The sequence below is a fragment of the Pseudomonas sp. MDT1-16 genome (genome assembly GCF_054898115.1).
Window position 1 is genome coordinate 4,954,875 of record NZ_CM142717.1, and the last position, 22,492, is coordinate 4,977,366.

At 59.4% G+C, this 22,492-nt stretch carries 17 protein-coding genes and 4 pseudogenes; 9 read left to right on the forward strand and 12 right to left on the reverse strand.

All coding sequences use genetic code 11. From position 1 onward, the window contains the following. Nucleotides 1–3 precede the first annotated feature (3 nt). The 6 genes and pseudogenes from emhB (at nt 4) to ACYZT3_RS22810 (ending at nt 7,791) form a co-directional block, all read left to right on the forward strand. A complete protein-coding gene (emhB, locus tag ACYZT3_RS22785; RefSeq protein ID WP_462030820.1) occupies nt 4–3,165 on the forward strand; it encodes an efflux RND transporter permease subunit EmhB in 3,162 nt (1,053 codons plus the stop codon). Then, nucleotides 3,165–4,625, forward strand: coding sequence for an efflux RND transporter outer membrane subunit EmhC (emhC, locus tag ACYZT3_RS22790; RefSeq protein ID WP_282381696.1), 1,461 nt, complete (start codon nt 3,165–3,167; stop codon nt 4,623–4,625). The genes emhB and emhC overlap by 1 nt, the downstream gene beginning before the upstream one ends. Before the next feature lie 178 nt (nt 4,626–4,803). Continuing rightward, nucleotides 4,804–5,267, forward strand: a pseudogene (locus ACYZT3_RS22795) (OprD family outer membrane porin); the annotation flags it as partial. A 205-nt stretch (nt 5,268–5,472) separates the two neighbouring features. Next, a complete protein-coding gene (locus ACYZT3_RS22800; RefSeq protein ID WP_282381698.1) occupies nt 5,473–6,120 on the forward strand; it encodes a hypothetical protein in 648 nt (215 codons plus the stop codon). A gap of 42 nt (nt 6,121–6,162) precedes the next feature. After that, nucleotides 6,163–6,924, forward strand: coding sequence for a DUF3050 domain-containing protein (locus tag ACYZT3_RS22805; RefSeq protein WP_282381700.1), 762 nt, complete (start codon nt 6,163–6,165; stop codon nt 6,922–6,924). Nucleotides 6,925–6,972: 48 nt separating this feature from the next. Further along, nucleotides 6,973–7,791, forward strand: coding sequence for a methyltransferase domain-containing protein (locus tag ACYZT3_RS22810; RefSeq protein ID WP_282381702.1), 819 nt, complete (start codon nt 6,973–6,975; stop codon nt 7,789–7,791). Between the two features lie 132 nt (nt 7,792–7,923). Here the strand turns inward: ACYZT3_RS22810 and ACYZT3_RS22815 are convergent. The 9 genes and pseudogenes from ACYZT3_RS22815 to pcaR all read right to left on the reverse strand — a co-directional run. Then, nucleotides 7,924–8,079 (reverse strand): annotated as a pseudogene (locus ACYZT3_RS22815) (carboxymuconolactone decarboxylase family protein); the annotation flags it as partial. 10 nt (nt 8,080–8,089) lie between these two features. After that, nucleotides 8,090–8,881, reverse strand: a complete 792-nt coding sequence (pcaD, locus tag ACYZT3_RS22820; protein WP_462030821.1) for a 3-oxoadipate enol-lactonase — start codon at nt 8,879–8,881, stop codon at nt 8,090–8,092. Between the two features lie 149 nt (nt 8,882–9,030). After that, nucleotides 9,031–9,613 (reverse strand): annotated as a pseudogene (locus ACYZT3_RS22825) (lyase family protein); the annotation flags it as partial. Between the two features lie 147 nt (nt 9,614–9,760). Next, on the reverse strand, nt 9,761–10,345 hold the full coding sequence (locus ACYZT3_RS22830) for a dioxygenase family protein (protein WP_462030822.1): 585 nt from the start codon (nt 10,343–10,345) through the stop codon (nt 9,761–9,763). A 54-nt stretch (nt 10,346–10,399) separates the two neighbouring features. Next, nucleotides 10,400–11,605 (reverse strand): 3-oxoadipyl-CoA thiolase, encoded by a 1,206-nt coding sequence (pcaF, locus tag ACYZT3_RS22835; RefSeq protein WP_462032414.1) that lies wholly within the window; start codon nt 11,603–11,605, stop codon nt 10,400–10,402. Next, nucleotides 11,602–12,381 carry a CoA-transferase subunit beta gene (locus ACYZT3_RS22840; RefSeq protein ID WP_282381708.1) on the reverse strand — a complete coding sequence of 260 codons (780 nt, stop codon included), beginning with the start codon at nt 12,379–12,381 and terminating at the stop codon, nt 11,602–11,604. Before ACYZT3_RS22840 ends, pcaF begins: the two co-directional genes overlap by 4 nt. After that, entirely contained in the window at nt 12,381–13,238 is an 858-nt protein-coding gene (locus ACYZT3_RS22845; protein ID WP_462030823.1) for a CoA transferase subunit A, read from the reverse strand. The genes ACYZT3_RS22840 and ACYZT3_RS22845 overlap by 1 nt, the downstream gene beginning before the upstream one ends. Nucleotides 13,239–13,411: 173 nt before the next feature. Beyond that, nucleotides 13,412–14,702 (reverse strand): annotated as a pseudogene (locus tag ACYZT3_RS22850) (aromatic acid/H+ symport family MFS transporter). 67 nt (nt 14,703–14,769) lie between these two features. Next, nucleotides 14,770–15,612: a pca regulon transcriptional regulator PcaR gene (pcaR, locus tag ACYZT3_RS22855; RefSeq protein WP_282381711.1), complete on the reverse strand. Its 843-nt coding sequence runs from the start codon at nt 15,610–15,612 to the stop codon at nt 14,770–14,772. Nucleotides 15,613–16,297: 685 nt separating this feature from the next. On the opposite strand from pcaR, the gene ACYZT3_RS22860 reads away from it, so the two are divergent. Then, nucleotides 16,298–16,498, forward strand: a complete 201-nt coding sequence (locus ACYZT3_RS22860; protein WP_007935837.1) for a hypothetical protein — start codon at nt 16,298–16,300, stop codon at nt 16,496–16,498. A gap of 376 nt (nt 16,499–16,874) precedes the next feature. After that, nucleotides 16,875–18,350: an inorganic phosphate transporter gene (locus ACYZT3_RS22865; RefSeq protein ID WP_282381712.1), complete on the forward strand. Its 1,476-nt coding sequence runs from the start codon at nt 16,875–16,877 to the stop codon at nt 18,348–18,350. A gap of 170 nt (nt 18,351–18,520) precedes the next feature. Here the strand turns inward: ACYZT3_RS22865 and ccoM are convergent, their stop codons facing one another. From ccoM to ACYZT3_RS22880, 3 genes are all read right to left on the reverse strand, one after another. Continuing rightward, nucleotides 18,521–18,634, reverse strand: coding sequence for a cytochrome c oxidase subunit CcoM (gene ccoM, locus ACYZT3_RS22870; RefSeq protein WP_282381713.1), 114 nt, complete (start codon nt 18,632–18,634; stop codon nt 18,521–18,523). 144 nt (nt 18,635–18,778) lie between these two features. Then, a complete protein-coding gene (locus ACYZT3_RS22875; RefSeq protein WP_262162692.1) occupies nt 18,779–18,940 on the reverse strand; it encodes a hypothetical protein in 162 nt (53 codons plus the stop codon). A gap of 100 nt (nt 18,941–19,040) precedes the next feature. After that, nucleotides 19,041–19,382, reverse strand: coding sequence for an aspartate-semialdehyde dehydrogenase (locus ACYZT3_RS22880; protein WP_462030824.1), 342 nt, complete (start codon nt 19,380–19,382; stop codon nt 19,041–19,043). A gap of 253 nt (nt 19,383–19,635) precedes the next feature. Between ACYZT3_RS22880 and rapA the strand changes: the two genes are divergently transcribed. Next, on the forward strand, nt 19,636–22,482 hold the full coding sequence (rapA, locus tag ACYZT3_RS22885; RefSeq protein ID WP_462030825.1) for an RNA polymerase-associated protein RapA: 2,847 nt from the start codon (nt 19,636–19,638) through the stop codon (nt 22,480–22,482). Nucleotides 22,483–22,492 lie beyond the last annotated feature (10 nt).

Here is a 22,492-nt window from a genome sequence, read left to right on the forward strand (position 1 = left end):
ACCATGTCGAAATTTTTTATCGACCGTCCGATTTTCGCCTGGGTAATTGCCCTGGTGATCATGCTGGTCGGGGCACTATCGATCCTCAAACTCCCGATCAACCAATACCCGAGCATTGCGCCTCCGGCCATTGCGATCCAGGTGACCTACCCGGGCGCGTCCGCACAAACCGTGCAGGACACCGTGGTGCAGGTGATCGAGCAACAGCTCAACGGTATCGATAACCTGCGTTATGTTTCCTCGGAAAGTAACTCCGACGGCAGCATGACCATTACCGCGACGTTCGAACAAGGCACCAACTCCGATACCGCGCAGGTTCAGGTCCAGAACAAGCTGAACCTGGCCACCCCGCTGCTGCCGCAAGAAGTGCAGCAACAGGGTATCCGCGTCACCAAGGCAGTGAAGAACTTCCTGATGGTGATCGGCGTGGTCTCACGCGACGGCAGCATGACCAAGGACGACTTGGCCAACTACATCGTGTCGAACATGCAGGACCCGGTCTCGCGGACCGCCGGTGTCGGTGACTTCCAGGTCTTCGGTGCCCAGTACGCGATGCGGATCTGGCTCGACCCCGCCAAGCTGAACAACTACAACCTGACCCCTGGCGACGTGAAAACCGCCATCGCTGCGCAAAACGTGCAGATTTCCTCCGGTCAGCTCGGTGGCTTGCCTGCAGTGGCCGGTCAGCAGTTGAACGCGACGATCATCGGCAAGACCCGCCTGCAAACCGCCGAGCAGTTCAAGGCGATCCTGTTGAAGGTCAACAAGGACGGCTCGCAAGTGCGTGTCGGCGATGTGGCGAATGTCGGTCTGGGCGGCGAAAACTACTCGGTCAGTGCCCAGTTCAACGGCAGTCCGGCCTCCGGTCTGGCGGTGAAACTGGCCAACGGTGCCAACGCCCTCGACACTGCAAAAGCCCTGCGCAAGACCATCGAAACCCTCAAGCCGTTCTTCCCGCAAGGGATGGAAGTGGTGTTCCCGTACGACACGACTCCGGTGGTGACCGAATCGATCAAGGGTGTGGTTGAAACCCTGGTCGAAGCGATCGTACTGGTGTTCCTGGTGATGTTCCTGTTCTTGCAAAACTTCCGCGCCACCGTCATCACCACGATGACCGTGCCAGTGGTATTGCTGGGTACCTTCGGGATCCTTGCGGCGTTCGGTTTCAGCATCAACACCCTGACCATGTTCGGTATGGTGCTGGCCATCGGCTTGCTGGTGGACGACGCCATCGTCGTGGTGGAAAACGTCGAACGGGTCATGAGCGAAGAAGGCTTGTCACCCAAGGAGGCCACCAAGAAATCCATGGGGCAGATCCAGGGTGCGCTAGTCGGTATTGCGCTCGTACTGTCGGCGGTACTGCTGCCGATGGCATTCTTCGGCGGTTCTACCGGTGTGATCTATAAGCAATTCTCGATCACCATCGTCTCGGCCATGGCCCTGTCGGTACTGGTCGCGCTGATCTTCACCCCGGCACTCTGCGCCACCATGCTCAAGCCGATTCCGAAAGGCGAGCACGGCGTTCCGAAACGCGGATTCTTCGGCTGGTTCAACCGCAACTTCGACCGTAGCGTGAAAAGCTACGAACGTGGCGTTGGCATTATTCTGCGCAACAAGCTGCCGTACCTGCTGGTCTACGTGATCATCGTCGTCGGCATGATCTGGCTGTTCATGCGCATCCCGTCCTCGTTCCTCCCGGAAGAAGACCAGGGCGTACTGTTCGCCCAGGTGCAAACCCCGGCCGGCTCCAGTGCCGAGCGCACGCAAGTGGTCGTGGACGAAATGCGTGAGTTCCTGCTGCGTCCGAGCAAGGATGGTGGTGAAGGCGACGCGGTGGCCTCGGTGTTTACCGTGACCGGCTTCAACTTCGCCGGCCGTGGCCAGAGCTCGGGTATGGCGTTCATCATGCTCAAACCGTGGGGCGAACGTAACGCCGACAACAGCGTGTTCAAACTCGCGGCCCGTGCCCAGCAGCACTTCTTCACCTTCCGGGACGCCATGGTGTTTGCCTTCGCCCCACCGGCGGTACTGGAGCTGGGTAACGCCACCGGTTTCGACGTGTTCCTGCAGGACCGCGCCGGTATCGGTCACGACAAGCTGATGGAAGCGCGCAACCAGTTCCTCGGCATGGCGGCGCAGAGCAAGGTGCTGTCGCAAGTCCGTCCGAACGGTCTGAACGACGAACCGCAATACCAACTGGAAATCGACGACGAGAAGGCCAGCGCCCTCGGCGTGACGCTCACCGACATCAACAGCACCCTGTCGATTGCGCTGGGCAGTAGCTACGTCAACGACTTCATCGACCGCGGTCGGGTGAAAAAGGTGTACGTGCAAGGCCAGCCGGGTTCGCGCATGAGTCCTGAAGACGTCAAGAAATGGTACGTGCGCAACAGCGCCGGCACCATGGTCCCGTTCTCGGCGTTCGCCAAGGGTGAGTGGATTTACGGTGCACCGAAACTGTCGCGTTACAACGGCGTAGAAGCGATGGAAATCCTTGGCACCCCGGCACCGGGTTATTCCAGCGGTGAAGCCATGGCCGAAGTCGAAGCCCTGGCGAAGAAACTGCCGGCCGGTGTCGGTATTTCCTGGACCGGTCTGTCGTATGAAGAACGACTGGCAGGCTCTCAGGCACCGGCGCTGTTCGCGTTGTCGATCCTGATGGTGTTCCTGTGTCTGGCGGCGTTGTATGAAAGCTGGTCGATTCCGATTGCGGTGGTGCTCGTGGTACCGCTGGGGATTATCGGTGCGCTGATGGCGACCAGCCTGCGCGGTCTGTCCAACGACGTGTACTTCCTGGTGGGTCTGTTGACCACCATCGGTCTGGCGGCGAAAAACGCCATTCTGATCGTCGAGTTCGCCAAAGACCTGCACGAACAGGGCAAGAGCTTGCAGGAGGCAGCCATCGAGGCTTGCCGCATGCGGTTGCGCCCGATCATCATGACGTCCCTGGCGTTCGTCCTCGGCGTGGTGCCCCTGGCCATTTCCAGCGGTGCTGGCTCGGGCAGCCAACACGCCATCGGTACCGTGGTCATTGGCGGTATGATCACCGCCACGGTACTGGCAATCTTCTGGGTCCCCTTGTTTTTCGTCACCGTATCGGCCATTGGGCAGCGCAAAACCGCTGACCAGGACGACGTTATTGAACCTTCTAAAGAGGCTGGCTAATGAGCAAGTCGCTACTCTCCCTGGCTGTTGCCGCCTTCGTGCTCGGCGGCTGCTCGCTGATACCCGATTATCAGCAGCCTGAAGCACCGGTGGCGGGCCAGTATCCGCAAGGTCCGGCGTATTCGTCGGCCCAGGCGCCGGCCCAAGCTGCCGCCGAACAGGGCTGGAAGCAGTTTTTCCACGACCCGGCGCTGCAACAGCTGATCCAGGTCGCCCTGGAAAACAACCGTGATCTGCGTGTCGCGGCGCTGAACATCGACGCCTTCGCGGCTCAATACCGCATCCAGCGCGCCGATCTGTTTCCGGCGGTGTCGGCCAACGGCACCGGTAGCCGTCAGCGCGTCCCGGCACGCGCCTCGCAGACCGGCGAAGCGGGTATCACCAGTTCCTACTCGGCCACGGTCGGCATCAGCGCCTATGAACTCGACCTGTTCGGTCGGGTTCGCAGCCTGAGCGAAGAAGCGTTGCAGAAATACTTCGCCACTGAAGAAGCGCGCCGCAGCACCCAAATCAGCCTGGTGGCCAGCGTGGCCAATGCCTACCTGACCTGGCAAGCCGACAAGGAGCTGCTGAAGCTGACGCAGGACACCCTTGGTGCATTCGACGAGAGCTACAAGCTCACCGCCCGCAGCAACGAAGTGGGTGTAGCCTCGGCCCTGGACCTGGCCCAGTCGCGTACCTCGGTGGAAAACGCCCGCGCGCAACAGGCCAAGTACACACGTCAAGTCGCCCAGGATGAAAACAGCCTGGTGCTGCTGCTCGGCACCGGTATCCCGGCCAACCTGCAAACGCCCAAGCCATTGGCTGACGACCTGCTGAGCGACGTGCCCCCTGGCCTGCCATCGGACTTGCTGCAACGTCGCCCAGACATCCTCCAGGCCGAATACAACCTGAAAGCCGCCAACGCCAACATCGGCGCGGCACGGGCTGCCTTCTTCCCGAGCATCAGCCTGACCGCCAATGCCGGGAGCCTGAGCCCGGACCTGTCCGGTCTGTTCAAGGGCGGTTCGGGCACCTGGTTGTTCCAGCCGCAGATCAACCTGCCAATCTTCAATGCCGGCAGCCTGCGCGCCAGCCTGGATTATTCAAAAATCCAGAAAAACATCGGCGTGGCGAACTATGAGAAGTCCATTCAAACGGCCTTCCAGGAAGTCGCCGACGGCCTGGCCGCCCGCCAGACCTACACCGATCAGTTGCAGGCCCAGCGTGATTTCGTCACCGCGAACCAGGACTACTACCGTCTGGCCGAGCGTCGCTACCGCATTGGTGTCGACAGCAACCTGACCTTCCTCGATGCCCAGCGTCAGCTGTTCAGTGCCCAACAAGTACTGATCACCGACCGTCTGGCGCAACTGGTCAGTGCCGTCAATCTGTACAAGGCACTGGGCGGTGGCTGGAACGAGCAGACGGCGAAGAACGAGCCGTTGAAAGAAGAAGCGCCGAAGCTGAAGTTGTTCTGATAGCGCTGTAAAACAAGAAGCCCACCGATTGGTGGGCTTCTTGTTGCGTCGGATAAGATATTTTGCCGTTCGATAATCGCCCAAAACCCACATTACCCGATTGAACCATCGAGTACATCCCCCGCACCATTCGTGGCACAAGACCAATAACACAGGTTCGACACCATGCCACCGCGTCGCCCGGGCCGGCGAGCTGGAAAACCAGACCTGGTCTGGCATGTTCTCGGCCAAATACGGCGGCAACACCTTCTATGTCGGCCTGCAAAAACTCACCGGCGACAGCGCCTGGATGCGGGTCAACGGCACCAGCGGCGGCACCTTGGCCAACGACAGCTATAACTCAAGCTATGACAATGCCAAAGAAAAATCCTGGCAATTGCGCCACGACTACAACTTCGTCGCCGCGGGCGTACCGGGCTTGACCCTGATGAACCGCTACATTAGCGGCGGCAACGTCCACACTGGTGCCCTCACCGACGGCAAGGAATGGGCCGCGAAAGCGAACTGGGCTACACCGTGCAGAGCGGCACGCTCAAAGACCTGAACGTCAAATGGCGCAACTCGACCCGCCGCCGCGACTTCAGCAACAACGAGTTCGATGAGAACCGATTGATCGTCAACTATCCGATCAGCTTGTTGTGAGCCTTTGGTTAGACGACCGTTGAACCCAACCGAATAAGCCACACGGAAGCGGCTGTGTTTACGCAGTTATAACAAAATGAAAGTAGTTCTATTATCAAACCAACTTATCACCTGTTAGTTCTACCAGTAGACGCCTGCCCATCCGGCTTCTAGAGTCTGACCTTCGAAACATCCAACGGCTTTTTAACCAAGGAAGGTAGACACTATGAATTGGTGGCAGATCGATACGCTGATTATGGTTTCTTATGGACTTGTCCACTCTTGCCTGACAACCCGACCCGCAATGAGTCTTTATGAAGCATTCTTTCCAGCCTGGAGCTGGAATGTCGGCATGTGTGTATTTTCTGCGGGCACGCTGATCCTGGGCATTCTTTATTGGCAACCGTCCGGGCAATACATCTATGTGTTGATACCGGGCAGCCCACTGTTTCATTTCGCTGCATTGTCGATGGTGACGTTGTTGGGCCTGACCATTTACTGCTTCCGTTACACCTCGACGTTTTGGCAATGGCTCGGTGCTCACCAACTAATTGCGCGCCTAAGAGGGGAAAAAATCCCCCTTCCCTATCGCCTACACGTACAAGGCATCAAACGTTACATACGCTTTCCCCATCATACGTTCTTAATGTTGTTTTTCTGGGCTCACCCCATCATGACGTACGACACCCTGCTCTTTTCGGTCGGGGCGACGGTTTATATGTACTTGGGCACATGGCACATGGATAAACGCCTTGAAGCGATATTTGGCGATGAATGGCGGATCTATAAGAAAGATACCGGGCTCATGCTGCCGTCGCCAAAAGCATGGTCACGGCTCTTCACAGAACTTCGCCAGCTGCGCAATGCCATCTAATAGCCCGCCCTCCCAAACCCCTTTATTGCAAGGATGCAAACCATGTTTGAAACAGAACTCGAACCCTATCAATGCCGGCTGGCCCAACATCCACTCTATGCTGCCATTCGTTCGATCGAACACGTCAGACTGTTCATGAGTCGCCATGTGTTTGCGGTATGGGACTTCATGAGCCTGGCTAAACGACTGCAACGTGATCTCACTTGCACACAAATCCCGTGGATGCCGGTGCAGCATGAGGACTGCGCCCGTCTCATCAATGAAATCATTACCGGTGAGGAGTCTGATATTGGCCTGAACGGCCAGCCTGTCAGTCATTTCCGTTTGTACCTGGATGCAATGGCTGAAGTCAGCGCGCCCACTGAGAGAATCGAGACATTCATACGTCAATTCACACACTCTTTTTCTCTACCGCAAGCCCTTAAGCAGGCCCATGTTCCGGCGTACGTTCAGACATTTGTCAAACACACCCTTAAAACGGCCCGCAAGGCCTCCACCGCCGAAGTCGCCAGCAGTTTTCTTTTTGGCCGCGAAGATCCGATACCCGACATGTTTCAGACACTACTGCGAAATTGGGGTGTCACGAATAGCCAGGCCCCCACGTTCATTCATTACCTTAATCGGCACATTGAAGTGGACAGTGGCGACCATGGGCCCGGCGCGCAAAAAATGTTGTCTCGATTAATCACCACGCCAGACATGAGGGAAAAAGCGTTGAGCGCAGCCATTGACGCTATCGAACACCGGATCAGGCTTTGGGACGGCATCTATCGCGAGATAAAAAAGTCGGACATGGGTCGATAAAAATCTCCGCGATAGTTTGTCAGTCTCATGGACAGAGAGGACCACCTCATGATCACGCGACGAAAGCCAATGGCTCCCGAGAGCACCCACTGGGACGCCAAGGCCTACCAGCAATTCTTCCGCCTTCGACAACGCCCGGTTAACGAGTTACTCGACCGCGTCGAACTCAAAAAGCCCAAGCGCATCTATGACCTGGGTTGCGGCACCGGCATCGCCACGCAATTGCTGGCCAAGCGCTGGCCCCGGGCACATTTGCAGGGCATCGACAGTTCCGAACAAATGCTGCAGGAAGCCCGGTGCCTGCCGATCAAGGCACTGTGGAAGCACTGTGATCTGCTGGACTGGCAGCCAGAACAATCGGCCGATCTGCTGTTCGCCGCCGCCGTGTTGCACTTCATCAGCGACCATGAACAACTCCTGCCGCGCCTGCTCCGTCAGCTCAACCCCGGCGGTTGTTTGGCGGCGCACATGCCCGACTGGCGAGACGCGCCGTGGTACCAATTGATGCTCGACACCCTCGGAGACGCCGGCCCCGGCGGCGCCCCCTTGGGCACCGCGCAACTGCGCCAGGGCATGGCGGCGAGACCGTTGTTGTCGCTGGAGGACTATTACCGCTTGCTGGCGCCACTCACCCATAAACTGGAGATCTGGGAGACCGAGCAATTGCAGGTCGTCGAGGGGCGTTCGCCGATCTACGACTGGGTCAAGGTTTCGGCCCTGCGGCCGGTATTGATGGCATTGAAGGATGATGAGAAAGCACGGTTTATTTACCACTACCTGATGCGCGTGCATGCGCATTACCCGCCGGAGAGTGACGGGCTTACGTTATTTCCGTTCAAGCGGATCTTTATCGTCGCGACAGTTTGACGCTGCGAATACAAACTTTGTGGGAGCGGGCTTGCTGTGCAACATAGAATCTCCCACAGGGGTGTGATGGACAGTTACTCCCGGGATTCAACCCCCAACTCATCCCACACCGACTCGGCCTGGTGGAACGTCGCGGGTCCAGATGTCGCCCCAAGCGTGGCGGGTGATCATCTCCTGGAGCTCCGAGTTGAACTCGGTCAGTACGTTCAGGCTGCGGTCGACATGGGCATCGCCGAGTATTGCACGTCGGACTTTCAGGCCTTCGTCGTAACGTTGTTTCTCGTCCACAAAAAAACCCTCAATGGCCTGACAAAAATGCCAGAACCCGTTCGCTGAACGCAGCACCGGCCTGGACGTTGGACAAGTGCGCCGCATAGAACTCGGTGTACTCGGCGCCCTGCACGTGTTCCTGAATGAAGTGCCCGCCGGACGGCGGCGTGACCGCGTCTTCGGTGCCCGTGACGACCAGCAGTGACACCTTGATCGAGGACAGTTGACCGCGAAAGTCTGCATCGCGCACGGCGGCACAGTTCGCGGCATACCCTTCAGGCGAGGTGGCGGCCAGCATGTCAGTAATCTTCTTCGCGGCAGCAGGATTCGCTTCAGCAAAGTCCGGGGTGAACCAACGTGCAATCGACGCATCACGCAATGCAACCATGGCTGGCGGACCGTCACGCAGCACGGTTTCGATCCGCGGATTCCATACCGATGGGTCGCCGATTTTCGCCGCGGTGTTGCACACCACTAATTTATGCAGACGCTGGCCGGCGTTGATCCCCAGCCATTGACCGATCAAGCCGCCCATGGACAGACCGCAGAAATGCGCGCGCTCGATGTGCAACGCATCCAGCAGCGCCAGCACGTCATGGCCCAGTTGCTCGATGCTGTACGGACCCGGCGTCACCAACGACTTGCCGTGACCACGGGTGTCGAAACGCAGCACGCGAAAATGCTCGGTGAACGCCGCAACCTGCGCGTCCCACATGTGCAGGTCGGTCCCCAGCGAGTTGGACAGCACCAGCACCGGTGCACCTTCGGGTCCATCGAGCTGGTAATGCAGTTCGCCCTCGGCGAGTTGTACGAATGCCACGGCAGTCTCCTTCAGACAGTCAACGCAAAATGTTCAGCCACCGCTCGCTCGACCCAGGTATGGGCCCGACCGAGATAGTGAGCGGGGTCCAACAGATGATCGAGTTCAGCGTCCGACAGCTCGGCGGTCACTTGCGGCTCGTCGCCGAGTACCGCGCTGAACAAGGTCGAAAGCAGACCCGGTACTCGCGTCGCTGCACCAATCAGCACCGCCGCGCCCACCGGGTTGCGCTTGTGCGGCATGGTCGAGGAACCGCCCGTCCCCGGCGCCGCCGGTTCGAACACTTCGCCGGCTTCGGTCTGCATCAACAGACTGATGTCGCGACCGAGTTTGCCGAGGCTGCCGGCGATCAATCCAAGCACGGCGCAGTTGCAACACCAGGCCGGTGTCCATCACGTCCTGGCTGGTCGCGCCCAGATGCACATAGCGCTCGGCTTCGGCATTGTTGGCCGCGATCTGTTTACCCAGCGCCTTGACCAACGGAATAGCCGAATTGCCGGCCGTGGCAATCGCCTCGCCGAGGGCGGCGAAGTCGTAGTACCCGGCCTGACATGCCGCCTCAATAGGCGCGACAGCTGTTTGCGGAATCAACCCGACCCGCGCCTCGGCCCGGGCCAATGCCGCTTCAAAATCGAGCATGGCCTGAACCCGGCCCCGATCGCAGAACACCTCACGCATGTCCCGTGCCGTGAAGTAGGCATCGAATAATTGATTGCCCGGTCGCTCGTTCATAAACAGTCCTTGCAGGCGTGGGCCAGTCAGGCCTACGCGTAGAAATCAAAGGTCGTTGTGCAATACTTCGCCTGGCAATGCAATCTCTGTGGCGAGGGGCAAGCCCCCTCGCCACAAAAGCTCCCTGACCAGCAGAGCCTTCATCACTCAATAATCAAAGAACACCGTCTCCGCGTCGGTCCCCTGCAGAATCACATTCCACTGATAAACACCCGAAGCATCCTGCTTCGCCAGCAAGGTGCCGCGGCGTTCGGCAGGCACGCATTCCAACAGCGGGTCTGCCGCGTTGGCCGGCTCGCCATCAAAGTAAATCCGCGTCAGCAAGTGCTTCACCAACCCGCTAGCAAACACCAGCACCCGGCCAAAGCCTTCGAAGTTCGGGTTCAGGGGTTTGTCCTGATCATTTTCGGGGTGGTCGTACTTGCCGGCGGCGTTGGCTTGCCAGATCTCCACCAGAATGCCCGGCACCGGCAAACCCTCTTCATCCAGCACGCGGCCGTGGATGATGATGCGCTCACCCAGTGGCTCGCCCTTGTGTTGGGCAGTCAGGTCGTTGTCCTTCTCCTGCACACGCTCGGCGCCGATGGTCGGACCGGTAATTTCCGACAGCGAATGGGGCAAAAACACCAACGGCCTGGACGGCGAGCGACGGTTGGCGGATTGATAGGCCGGGTGCAGGTATTCCGGCTGGGTGCCCTCTTGCGGACGGCGGTAACCAGGCTTGTCAGTCATGAAACATTCCTCAGTTCTTATTAGTCGACGCTTCTTTTTTCACAACTAAACGCGTCAGACCCGTTCGATCGCCAAGGCCAGACCCTGGCCCACGCCGACGCACATGGTCGCCAGACCTTTCTTGCCACCGGTCTTTTCCAGTTGATGCAGCGCGGTCAGTACCAGGCGGGCGCCGCTCATGCCCAACGGATGGCCCAAGGCAATGGCGCCACCGTTCGGGTTGACCTGGGCAGCGTCGTCCGCCAGTCCCAGTTCACGCAGCACCGCCAAACCCTGGCTGGCGAACGCTTCGTTGAGTTCGATCACGTCGAAATCGCTGACGGCCAGACCAAGGCGCTCGGTCAATTTGCGCACCGCCGGCACCGGGCCGATGCCCATGATTCGTGGTGCGACACCGGCGCTGGACATGCCCAGCACTTTCGCGCGGGCGGTCAGACCGTGTTTCTTCACCGCATCGCCAGAGGCCAGAATCAATGCCGCCGCACCGTCGTTCACACCGGAAGCATTGCCGGCGGTGACTGTTTTGTCGGGACCGTTGACCGGTTTGAGTTTGGCCAGGGTTTCCAGCGTGGTGTCGGCGCGAGGATGTTCATCCTGACTGACGACACTTTCACCCTTCTTGTGGGCAATGCGCACTTCAACGATTTCTTCCGCAAAAAATCCTGCAGCTTGCGCGGCTGCCGTCCGTTGCTGACTGCGCAGTGCGAAAGCGTCCTGATCGGCGCGGGAAACCTCGTAATCGTCGGCCACGTTATCGGCGGTCTGCGGCATCGCATCCACGCCGTATTGGGCTTTCATCAACGGGTTGATAAAACGCCAGCCGATGGTGGTGTCTTCCAGCGTCATGTTGCGCGAGAACGCCGCATCAGCCTTGCCCATCACGAACGGTGCGCGGGACATCGACTCGACGCCGCCAGCAATCGCCAGCTCCATCTCGCCACTGGCGATGGCCCGGAAAGCGGTGCCGATGGCATCCATACCCGAGGCGCAGAGGCGATTGAGGGTCACGCCCGGAATGGTGTCCGGCAGGCCCGCCAGCAACAACGCCATGCGCGCTACGTTGCGGTTGTCTTCGCCGGCCTGGTTGGCGCAACCTAGGAACACCTCGTCCACCGCGTTCCAGTCTACCGACGGGTTGCGCGCCATCAGCGCCTTGATCGGCACGGCGGCCAGGTCGTCGGCGCGAACCGCCGACAGGCCACCGCCGAAACGCCCGATGGGGGTGCGAATCGCGTCGCAGATATAAACGTCACGCATCAGGCTTCTCCGGGTGCTTGGCCGTGGGCCGCGGCAGTGCGGGCTTCCAGATCTCTGAGTGCGGTCAGTTCGACGACCGTCGGCTCTGCGGTGTTTTCAACCGTCTCGGCAAAACGAATCGCCCAACCGGTGGCAGCGACCACTTGCTCACGGGTCACGCCTGGGTGCAGCGCGGTGACCACGAATTCATGGGTGTCGGCTTCCGGTTCCATGATGCACAGGTCGGTGATGATGCCGACTGGACCGGCGCCCGGCAGCCCGAGACGCTTGCGCGAATCACCGCCCTCGCCATGGCCAACCGAGGTAATGAAGTCGAGTTTGTCGACAAAGGAACGCGCCGACTGCTTGAGAATGATCAAAACGCTTTTGGCCGAACCGGCGATCTCCGGCGCACCACCGGCACCCGGCAGGCGGACTTTCGGCTGATGGTAGCCGCCCACCACGGTGGTGTTGATGTTGCCGAAGCGGTCGACTTGCGCGGCGCCAAGGAAACCGACGTCGATGCGCCCGCCCTGCAACCAATAGCGAAAAATCTCACCGGTCGGGACCACGGTATCGGCGGTTTCCGCCAGCTCGCCGTCACCGATAGACAGCGGCAGTACGCTGGGCTTGGCACCCATCGGACCCGATTCGTAGATCAGGACCACATCCGGTGAGGACGTCAGACGCGCCAGGTTGGCGGCTTTCGACGGCAGGCCGATACCCACGAAGCACACCGAACCGTTCTTCAAACGGCGGGCAGCGGCGACGGTCATCATTTCATTGGTCGTGTAAGTCATTACTTGGCCTCCGAAGCAGCGGCCAGCTTGGCCTGGAACTCGCTGAAGTCAGCGCAGCCGTGGATGTGCTCGTTGATCCACGCGGTGAAGGTTTCACGGTCGCGGGCAATCGGGCCCCAGGCCTGGTAGAAACGGTTATCACGCTCGTTGTAGCCGTGAGCGTAGGACGGATGCGCACCGCCAGGGACGTGGCAGACCGCGCTCAACGCCCACGTCGGCAGAACGCAGGAGTTCATCGGTGCATTGAGGTCGTCGACGATTTCTTCGACGGTAACGATGCAGCGCTTGGCGGCCAACGCCGCTTCTTTCTGCACGCCGAGAATGCCCCAGAGCAGCACGTTGCCTTTGCGGTCGGCTTTCTGCGCGTGAATCACGGTGATGTCCGGGCGCACCGAAGGCACGGCCGCCAATACTTCGCCGGTGAATGGGCAGGTAACGGTTTTGATCAGCGGATTGACCTTCGGCAGGTCGGAACCGGCGTAAGCACGCAGCACCGCGAACGGCAGGCCGGATGCGCCAGCGACGTAGGCATTGGCCAGGTCGGCGTGACTGTGTTCTTCGATTTCCAGCGCGTGCGGCCACTGCTTCTCGACGGCGTCACGCAGGCGGTGCAGCGAACCGACGCCCGGGTTGCCGCCCCAGGAGAAAATCAGCTTGCGAGCACAACCGGCGCCGATCAACTGGTCGTAGACCAGGTCAGGCGTCATCCGCACCAGGGTCAGGTCTTTCTTGCCCTGGCGAATGATTTCGTGACCCGCCGCCGTAGGGATCAGGTGAGTGAAGCCTTCGAGCGCGACCGTATCGCCGTCGTTAACGAATTGCTTCACCGCGTCGTGCAGCGAAAGGATTTCAGCCATGGGGCAGGCTCCTGTTTTGTTATGAACCGACAGTCGAAGAAAAAGGCGCGATGCGCAGCGCCGGAATGACTGAAGAGTAAGCCCCTGAAAAACGGCAAACAATCCGATAATCGACTGAGTGTTCGTTTATCGAACAGATTGTTGTCCGACTATCGATCTGCTGACCCTCGGACTCAGGTCGCATCCGCATGACTGACCATGCCCTTGATCACCACCGCCGTGGTCGCCAATGCCGCTGGAATCACCCGCGCTGTCAGCACCTGCTCGAAGTTCCAGCCAAGGCCCAGTCGTGTCGCGCCCATCCAGGCACCGAGAATCGCGCCGAAGCGACCAATCCCGAGCATCCACGACACCCCGGTCGCCCACCCCTGGGTCGGATAAAACCGCGCCGCCAGTGAAGGCATCGCCGATTGCGCGCCGTTGACACACATCCCGGCCACCAGCACCAACGTCGCCAGCCACGTGATGTTGCCCAGGCTTTGCCCTACCGCGTAGGCAAACACCCCGGCGAGTAGATAGAAAATGCCAATAACCTTGTGCGGATTGAACCGATCCATCGCCCAGCCCACACCAAACTGGAACAACGCGCCAATAAACGCCGCGTTCTCCATACTCGCGCCACTGTCACGCATCAGCGTCGGCAGCCAACTGGTCAGCAGATAAACGATCACCAGCCCCATGAAGTAAGTCAGCCACAGCAACAAGGTGCCGGTGCTGTAGGTGCCGGAGAAGATCACTGCGAAAACGTTGCGGGCCTTCACGGTTTTCTGGTCCGGCACGCTGAAGCTGGAAGCCTGGGCAACGACCGTCGGGTCGATGGGCGCCAGAGTCTTGCGCACCTTGTCAGTGCCGCGATTGCGGACCACGAGGTAGCGCGCCGATTCCGGCAGCCAGAAGAACAAAACGACTGCGAGGATCAACGGCAGAATCCCGCCGATCAGCAGCAGGCTCTGCCAGCCAAAGGCCGGGATCAGCGTGGCGGAAATGAAACCGCCGCCCGCCATGCCAAGATTGAAGCCGCAGAACATGCTGGTCACCAACAGGGATTTCTTACGCTCCGGGGTGTACTCGGACAGGAGCGTCGTGGCGTTCGGCATGCCGGCGCCAAGGCCCAGACCCGTGAGAAAACGCAGTACCAGCAGCTGATCAACGTTGGTGCTGTAAGCCGAAGCCCAGGCTGAAAGCGCCGAACAACACCGCGCCCACCAGTACGACTTTTCGCCCGAAGCGGTCAGCCAACGGGCCAGAACCCAGTGCGCCGAAGACCATGCCGATCAGCGCAGCGCTCATCACCGGCCCAACGCTGGCGCGGTCGATACCCCAATCCTGAGACAGGGTGGGCGCGATGGAGCCCATGGCCGCGGTGTCGAGGCCATCGAGGAAAACAATCAGGAAACACAGGATGACCACTCGCCACTGGTAGCGCGAAATGGGTTGAGCAGGCGCTGCCGCGACATTAGTGATCTTGGGGAAAGAGCGTCAATTCGATAAACGCGACTCTGGGCGTTTATCGAACAACTTAGTGGACGGTTCAGGCGAAGAGTTGTGCGCTAAGGTCGCGGCTGGCGCTCAGAAGGCCCGGAAGAAAGCGCTGCTCCAGCTCGTTGCGGCTGACCCGGCCAGCGTGGGTACTGACGTTCAGCGCTGCGACCACTTGACCGGAAGCGTCGTACACGGGAACGGCAATCGAGCGCAGGCCCTGTTCCAGTTCCTGATCGACGATGCACCAGCCTTGTTGCCGCACCTCTTGCAGGCATTCGAGCAACGCCTCGGGGGTGTGCAGGGTTCGGCTGGTCTTGGCTTGCAGCTCTGCATGATCGAGGTACTCGCGCAGTGACGTATCGTCCAGCGCCGCGAGAAGAATCCGACCCATCGAAGTGCAATAGGCGGGCAGACGTCCTCCCACCGACAGGTCGACGGAAATCAATCGCTGAGTGGTGGCCGAACGAGCGATGTACAAGATGTCATCGCCTTCCAGAGTGGCCATGTTGCAGGCTTCATGGAGTTGCTCGCTCATGCGGTCCAGGTAGGGCTGGGCAGAAACCGCCAGCGGAGTCGAGGACACATAGGCATGGCCGAGCGTCAGCACTTTGGGTAACAGCGAATAGGTGCGGCCGTCGGTGGTGGCGTAGCCGAGTTTGATCAGCGTGTGCAGGCAACGTCGCACAGCGGCGCGGGGAATTTCGGTACGGTGGCTGATCTGGGCAATGGTGAGGTGACGTTTGCGTTCCTGGAATGCTTGCACCACGGCCAGGCCTCGGGCGAGGGACGTCATGAAATCGGGGTCGCCGGTCAGTGCCTGGATCCGCTTGGCGGGCGAGGCAACGATCGGCGGCGCCACTGAAGCGAAGGCATTGCGCATTTGATCGTTCATATAAGGTCCTTTTCCCGCACTGATCAGCGGCTATTACAAGCGGCAGCCGGCCTCTCACACAAGCCCTAGCAACCAAGACTGTTCGATTATCGAACCATCGACCGATAATCGCAATCGACTATCATCTGGGCCAACCGACTATTGAACGGGTGTGCACCCCCTATTACCTATCTTTACACTGGCTCGGCCGCAGACTAAAAAGGGGTCGATGTAATTACCGTAACTTATTCGACTGAATGGCGTCAGAAAAACATCACTGTAAAGTCGGCGACGCGGAACGACCTAGTTAGCCGTAAAAGTTGCGAGTACCCAAACAATCACACATCAAGACCTACTTTTAACTCTTTGGCGATAGTGTTCTTCGAATCGACCGCTATAATGCAAATCAGTGGCGACCGGTTTTTAATTGCCGATTCGCCTCCTGGTAGCGCGATGTTCCATTGCCGCTGCCCGCAGCAAGCGCCTGACGCTCATTTATAGTTCGCCAAAGCGTTCGCTGAAACAGGAAACTGATGCTACGTCAGCTGTTTATCTCTGGTGCCGTGGCCGCCTGCAACATGGAAGTACTGATCACAATGCCGTAAAAACGATGCCTTCACCGGCCTTGTCCTTTCGGCGAGCGTGGTCAATACGTTTGATGTAGCGCGTTTCACCAGAATTAATCTCAACTCAATCAGGTAGCACTGTGACGAAAGACGAACTGCGCGCGGAACTTGAGCGCCAGGAACAACGTTACAAGGAAGTTTACGGCGGGGAAGTCACCACCTACGCCGCTCAGCCCGAACCAGAGCGCAAACCCTGGCGTAAACGCGCCACCGTTCAGGATCAGGCTTTCACTCAGGAATTGCAGAAAATGGAAAAGGAACTCAAAGCCGAAGAGCCATAACGGCCTTGGCCTGAATTCTTTCAAGGGTCTGCGTCTGCACCCGTTAAAAGCGGGATGTATCGATGATGCCTTTCGCGCCCGCTATGAGCGGGCAGCGGCCACCTCACCTGTCGGATGAGGCAAATGGCTCGTGTCTGGCCCTCTTTTCAGATATTTCGCACAAGCGTACAAGCCTCTTCTCCCTACGAGAGGAATCCTTGTGGGTGCGGCCTTTTCAAAGATTTCAATGACTTGCAAAACCCCGTAAAAACCTGGGGCTTAGGCTGTCGTCACAAACTAATTCATTGAAGAATGTTACCGATGAGCACCTTGTGCATCGATTAGCAGTCTTTTCTGGCATAATCGCGCCCCCTTACGACCGGGTCAGAAAACCTTCATGATCGATTTATTCAGCGGACTGGATGCTTGGGTGCTTGTGAGCCTCTTGCTCGCCCTGGCCTTTGTCCTTGCCTTCGAGTTCATCAACGGCTTTCATGACACCGCTAACGCGGTGGCCACTGTTATCTACACCAAAGCCATGCCGCCCCATCTGGCGGTGTTCTTTTCCGGTGTGTTCAACTTTCTCGGCGTGCTGCTGGGCGGTGTCGGCGTGGCCTATGCCATCGTCCACTTGCTGCCGGTAGAGCTGCTGATCAATGTGAACACCGGTCACGGGCTGGCCATGGTGTTCTCGCTGCTCGCCGCCGCTATCACCTGGAACCTGGGCACCTGGTACTTCGGTATCCCGGCTTCCAGCTCCCATACGCTGATCGGGTCGATCCTCGGTGTCGGACTGGCCAACGCCTTGATCAACGATATTCCGTTGGCTGATGGCGTGAACTGGCAGAAAGCGATCGATATCGGTGCGTCCCTGGTGTTCTCGCCAATGGCCGGTTTCCTGGTCGCTGCCCTGATATTGATCGGCCTTAAATGGTGGCGTCCACTGTCGAAGATGCACAAGACACCGGAACAGCGCCGCAAGATCGACGACAAGAAACACCCGCCGTTCTGGAACCGCCTGGTGCTGGTCATTTCGGCAATGGCCGTAAGCTTTGTGCACGGCTCCAACGATGGTCAGAAAGGTATCGGCCTGATCATGCTGGTGCTGATCGGTATCGTTCCGGCGCAGTTCGTACTCGACCTGGGCAGCACCACCTACCAGATCGAACGGACCCGCGATGCGACCTTGCACCTGAGTCAGTTCTACAAGCGCAATGCCGCAACGCTGGGTGACTACCTGGCCCTGGGCAAAAGCGTGGAAGGCGATCTGCCGGAGAAATTCCGTTGCAACCCGCAACAGACCGAACCGACCATCACCGCCCTGCTCGGCACCCTTAAAGGTGTAGCCGACTACCACTCGCTACCGTCGGAAAGCCGCATCGAAGTGCGTCGTTATCTGCTCTGCCTGGACGACACGGCGAAGAAAGTCGGCAAGCTGCCAGGCCTCGATGCCCGTGAAAAGGCTGACCTGAACAAGCTGCGCAAAGACCTGACCACCACCACCGAATACGCCCCGTTCTGGGTGATTCTGGCGGTCGCACTGGCCCTCGGCCTGGGTACCATGGTCGGCTGGAAACGCGTGGTACTGACCATCGGCGAGAAGATCGGCAAGCAGGGCATGACTTACTCCCAAGGCATGTCGGCACAGATTACGACCGCGACCCTGATCGGCATGGCCAACATCTTCAGCCTGCCGGTATCCACCACCCACGTTCTGTCATCAGGCGTGGCTGGCACCATGGTTGCCAACAAAAGCGGCCTGCAAGGCGGCACCGTCAGAACCATCCTGCTGGCCTGGGTCCTGACCCTGCCAGCCACAGTGGCCTTGTCAGCCGGCCTGTTCTGGCTGGCATCGAAGGCACTGGGCAGCTGATACATAGCCGCACAAAAAAGGCGCGTTCCGTAAGGTTCGCGCCTTTTTTATGGCTGCTGGAAAGTTGATCGTTCCCACTGCGTGGGTACGATCAGGCAAATCGCACGCAAAAAAAAAGGGCAACCGAAGTTGCCCAAAATGCCTTGCGTGCTCATTGCTTCCAGAAAGACCTACGGCTTGCGCTTATGCGAATCCTTCCAGATAAAAAATCCAAACCCTGCAAAAAACATAACCATGAGGCCGACAGTCAGCACTCCGGCGATCACCACGTTGTCGAAAAACATGACTGGCCTCCTGCGGTTGCCTTGTTGCGATAGGGCTAAGTTAACCAATCAGGCAGGAGAAAAAATTGACCGGGATCAATGTCGCCCGAGACTGGGCGTAAAGGAGGGGGAATAACTGACCTGCATCAACCAATGCAGGGTGTTTCAACGCTTTTTCGGTTTGTTCTTCGGCTTCTTCTTCGCTTTACCCAACGGCAGGGCTTGCTCGAACGCCTGGCGGACTTCGTTCAGGCGCTTTTCATTAAGGTCATGAACCCGCTTGGCGCGTTCGGAGTTGAGGTCGATCAGCTTGTCGTCTTGGCTCATGGTGCTCAGTGCATCGCGTGTAGTGAAATTCAGCTGCCGTATCGTCAGGCAAGGATATGCCAATAATGCGGTCTGATGGCAGCGCTGACCAGCCACCACCTCAAATCTGGATATCGACCCACAAACCCTGCCGAGGCTGATCTTCCATCAATGGCGCCACCGGCACGGTATTGTCGGCGTTGAGCTCGTCCCCGGGAATCGCCAGGTGTTCTTCGGGATCTTCATCGGCTTCACGGCGACGTCGGTCACGTTCCTGCTGCCGGCGCTGCTCCTCGCGTAGCTGCAAGCCCGCTTCTTCGGGGTCGCGCTTTTGCAGGTCGATAGTGCTTTCGTTGGAGCTTTCCTGCACCGGCACCACGGGTGGAATATCCGGCCGCTGGCGAATCGGATCCTGCTGTGAGGTGATCGGCACGGCACTCAAGGGGAGCATCGGTGGCAGCATAATTATTAGTCTCCTGTCAGCAAGCTGTCGGCTGCGGGGATGGTGACTTGAGCCATCGGTCGCAAATTGTGACCCGGCTCGCACTGTAGGTGCTGCCGCCAGCCGCGATCTTTCATCGGACAACGCAGAACTCAAGTGTTCCCGAAGATCAAAAGATCGTCCGGCGTCGGCAGCGCCTACGCACGTAAACCTTTGGTCTGCAGGCCCGATTCCGTTAAGATAGCCCGCTTTTTCAAGGTGGGAGTCAGGCAGCATGGCGCAGCAGTATCAACCGGGGCAACGCTGGATCAGTGACAGCGAAGCCGAGCTGGGTTTAGGCACCGTTCTGGCACAGGACGGCCGCTTGTTGACCGTGCTCTATCCGGCCACTGGCGAAACTCGCCAGTACGCGCTACGGAATGCGCCCCTCACCCGCGTGCGATTTTCGCCGGGTGACTCCATCACTCACTTCGAAGGCTGGAAACTAACCGTCCAGGAAGTCGACGATGTCGATGGCCTGTTGGTCTACCACGGCCTCAACGCTCAAAACGAAGTGGTCACCCTGCCGGAAACCCAGCTGTCGAACTTCATTCAGTTCCGTCTGGCCAGCGACCGTTTGTTCGCCGGGCAGATCGATCCGCTGGCCTGGTTCTCCCTGCGTTACAACACCCTGGAACACACCAGCCGCCAATTGCAATCCTCCCTTTGGGGCCTGGGTGGCGTGCGTGCGCAACCGATCGCGCACCAATTGCACATCGCCCGTGAAGTCGCCGACCGCATCGCGCCGCGGGTTCTGCTGGCGGACGAAGTGGGCCTGGGTAAAACCATCGAAGCCGGCCTGATCATCCATCGCCAACTGCTCTCGGGCCTCGCCAACCGAGTGCTGATCCTGGTTCCGGAGAACCTTCAGCACCAGTGGCTGGTCGAGATGCGCCGCCGCTTCAACCTGCAAGTCGCGCTGTTCGACGAAGAACGCTTCATCGAAAGCGATGCCGCCAACCCATTCGAAGACACCCAGCTCGCGCTGGTTGCACTCGAGTGGCTGGTGGACGACGAGAAGGCTCAGGACGCGCTGTTCGCGGCAGGTTGGGACATGATGGTCGTCGACGAAGCGCACCACTTGGTGTGGCACGAAGAAAAGGCCAGTCCGGAATACTCGCTGGTCGAGCAACTCGCCGAAGTCATTCCCGGCGTGCTGCTGCTGACCGCGACCCCGGAACAACTGGGCCAGGACAGCCACTTCGCGCGTCTGCGCCTGCTTGACCCTAACCGTTTCCATGACCTGCACGCCTTCCGTGCCGAGAGTGAAAACTATCGCCCGGTGGCCGAAGCCGTCCAGGAGCTGCTGGACAAGGGGCGCCTGTCGCCTGAAGCGCACAAAACCATTCACGGTTTCCTCGGCAACGAAGGCGAAGCCCTGCTAGCGGCGGTTAACGATGGCGATATCGAAGCCAGCGCCCGCCTGGTCCGCGAACTGCTGGACCGCCACGGCACCGGCCGCGTGCTGTTCCGTAACACCCGCGCCGCCGTGCAGGGTTTTCCGGAGCGCAAACTGCACCCGTACCCGCTACCGTGCCCCGACGAATACCTCGAACTGCCATTGGGCGATCACGCCGAGCTGTACCCGGAAGTCAGCTTCCAGGCCCAGCCAGACGCCAACGAAGAAGAGCGCTGGTGGAAATTCGACCCCCGCGTCGAGTGGCTGATCGACACACTGAAGATGCTCAAGCGCACCAAAGTGCTGGTGATCTGCGCCCACGCCGAAACCGCCATGGACCTGGAAGACGCCCTGCGCGTGCGTTCCGGCATCCCGGCCACGGTCTTCCACGAAGGCATGAACATCCTCGAGCGTGACCGCGCCGCTGCCTACTTCGCCGACGAAGAGTTTGGCGCACAAGTGCTGATCTGCTCGGAAATCGGCAGTGAAGGTCGCAACTTCCAGTTCTCGCACCACTTGGTGCTGTTCGATCTGCCGTCGCACCCGGACCTGCTGGAGCAGCGTATCGGTCGTCTGGACCGGATCGGCCAGAAGCACATCATTGAAGTGCACGTGCCGTACCTGGAAACCAGCCCGCAAGAGCGCCTGTTCCAGTGGTACCACGAAGCATTGAATGCATTCCTCAATACCTGCCCGACCGGCAACGCCTTGCAGCACCAGTTCGGCCCGCGCCTGCTGCCGTTGCTGGAAAACGCCGACGACGGCGAGTGGCAAGCGCTGATCGACGAAGCCCGCGCCGAGCGCGAGCGCCTGGAAGGCGAGTTGCACAGCGGCCGAGACCGCTTGCTGGAACTCAACTCCGGCGGCGCGGGTGAAGGTGATGCGCTGGTCGAGGACATCCTCGAGCAAGACGACCAGTTCGCCCTGCCGATCTACATGGAAACCCTGTTCGACGCGTTCGGCATCGACAGCGAAGACCACTCGGAAAACGCACTGATCCTCAAGCCGAGCGAAAAAATGCTCGATGCCAGCTTCCCGCTGGGCGACGACGAAGGCGTGACCATCACTTACGACCGCAACCAGGCGCTGTCTCGCGAAGACATGCAGTTCATCACCTGGGAGCACCCGATGGTTCAAGGCGGCATGGACCTGGTCTTGTCCGGTTCCATGGGCAACACCGCCGTGGCGCTGATCAAGAACAAGGCGCTGAAACCTGGCACCGTGTTGCTGGAACTGCTCTACGTCAGCGAAGTGGTTGCCCCGCGCTCGCTGCAACTGGGCCGTTACTTGCCGCCGGCGGCCCTGCGCTGCCTGCTCGATGCCAATGGCAACGACCTGTCGACCCGGGTCTCGTTCGAAACCCTCAACGATCAGCTGGAAAGCGTACCCCGCGCCAGCGCCAACAAGTTCATCCAGGCTCAGCGCGATCAGCTGACGCCACGGATCAACGCCGGCGAAGAGAAGATCTTCCCGCGTCACGCCGAGCGCGTGGCTGAGGCGCAACGTCGTCTGGCCGCCGACACCGACGAAGAACTGGCGCGCCTGACCGCTTTGCAAGCGGTCAACCCGACGGTGCGCGACAGCGAACTGGTTGCCCTGCGCAAACAGCGCGAGCAAGGGCTGGCCATGCTTGATAAGGCTGCGTTGCGACTGGAAGCGATTCGGGTGTTGGTGGCGGGATAACCCCTCCTCT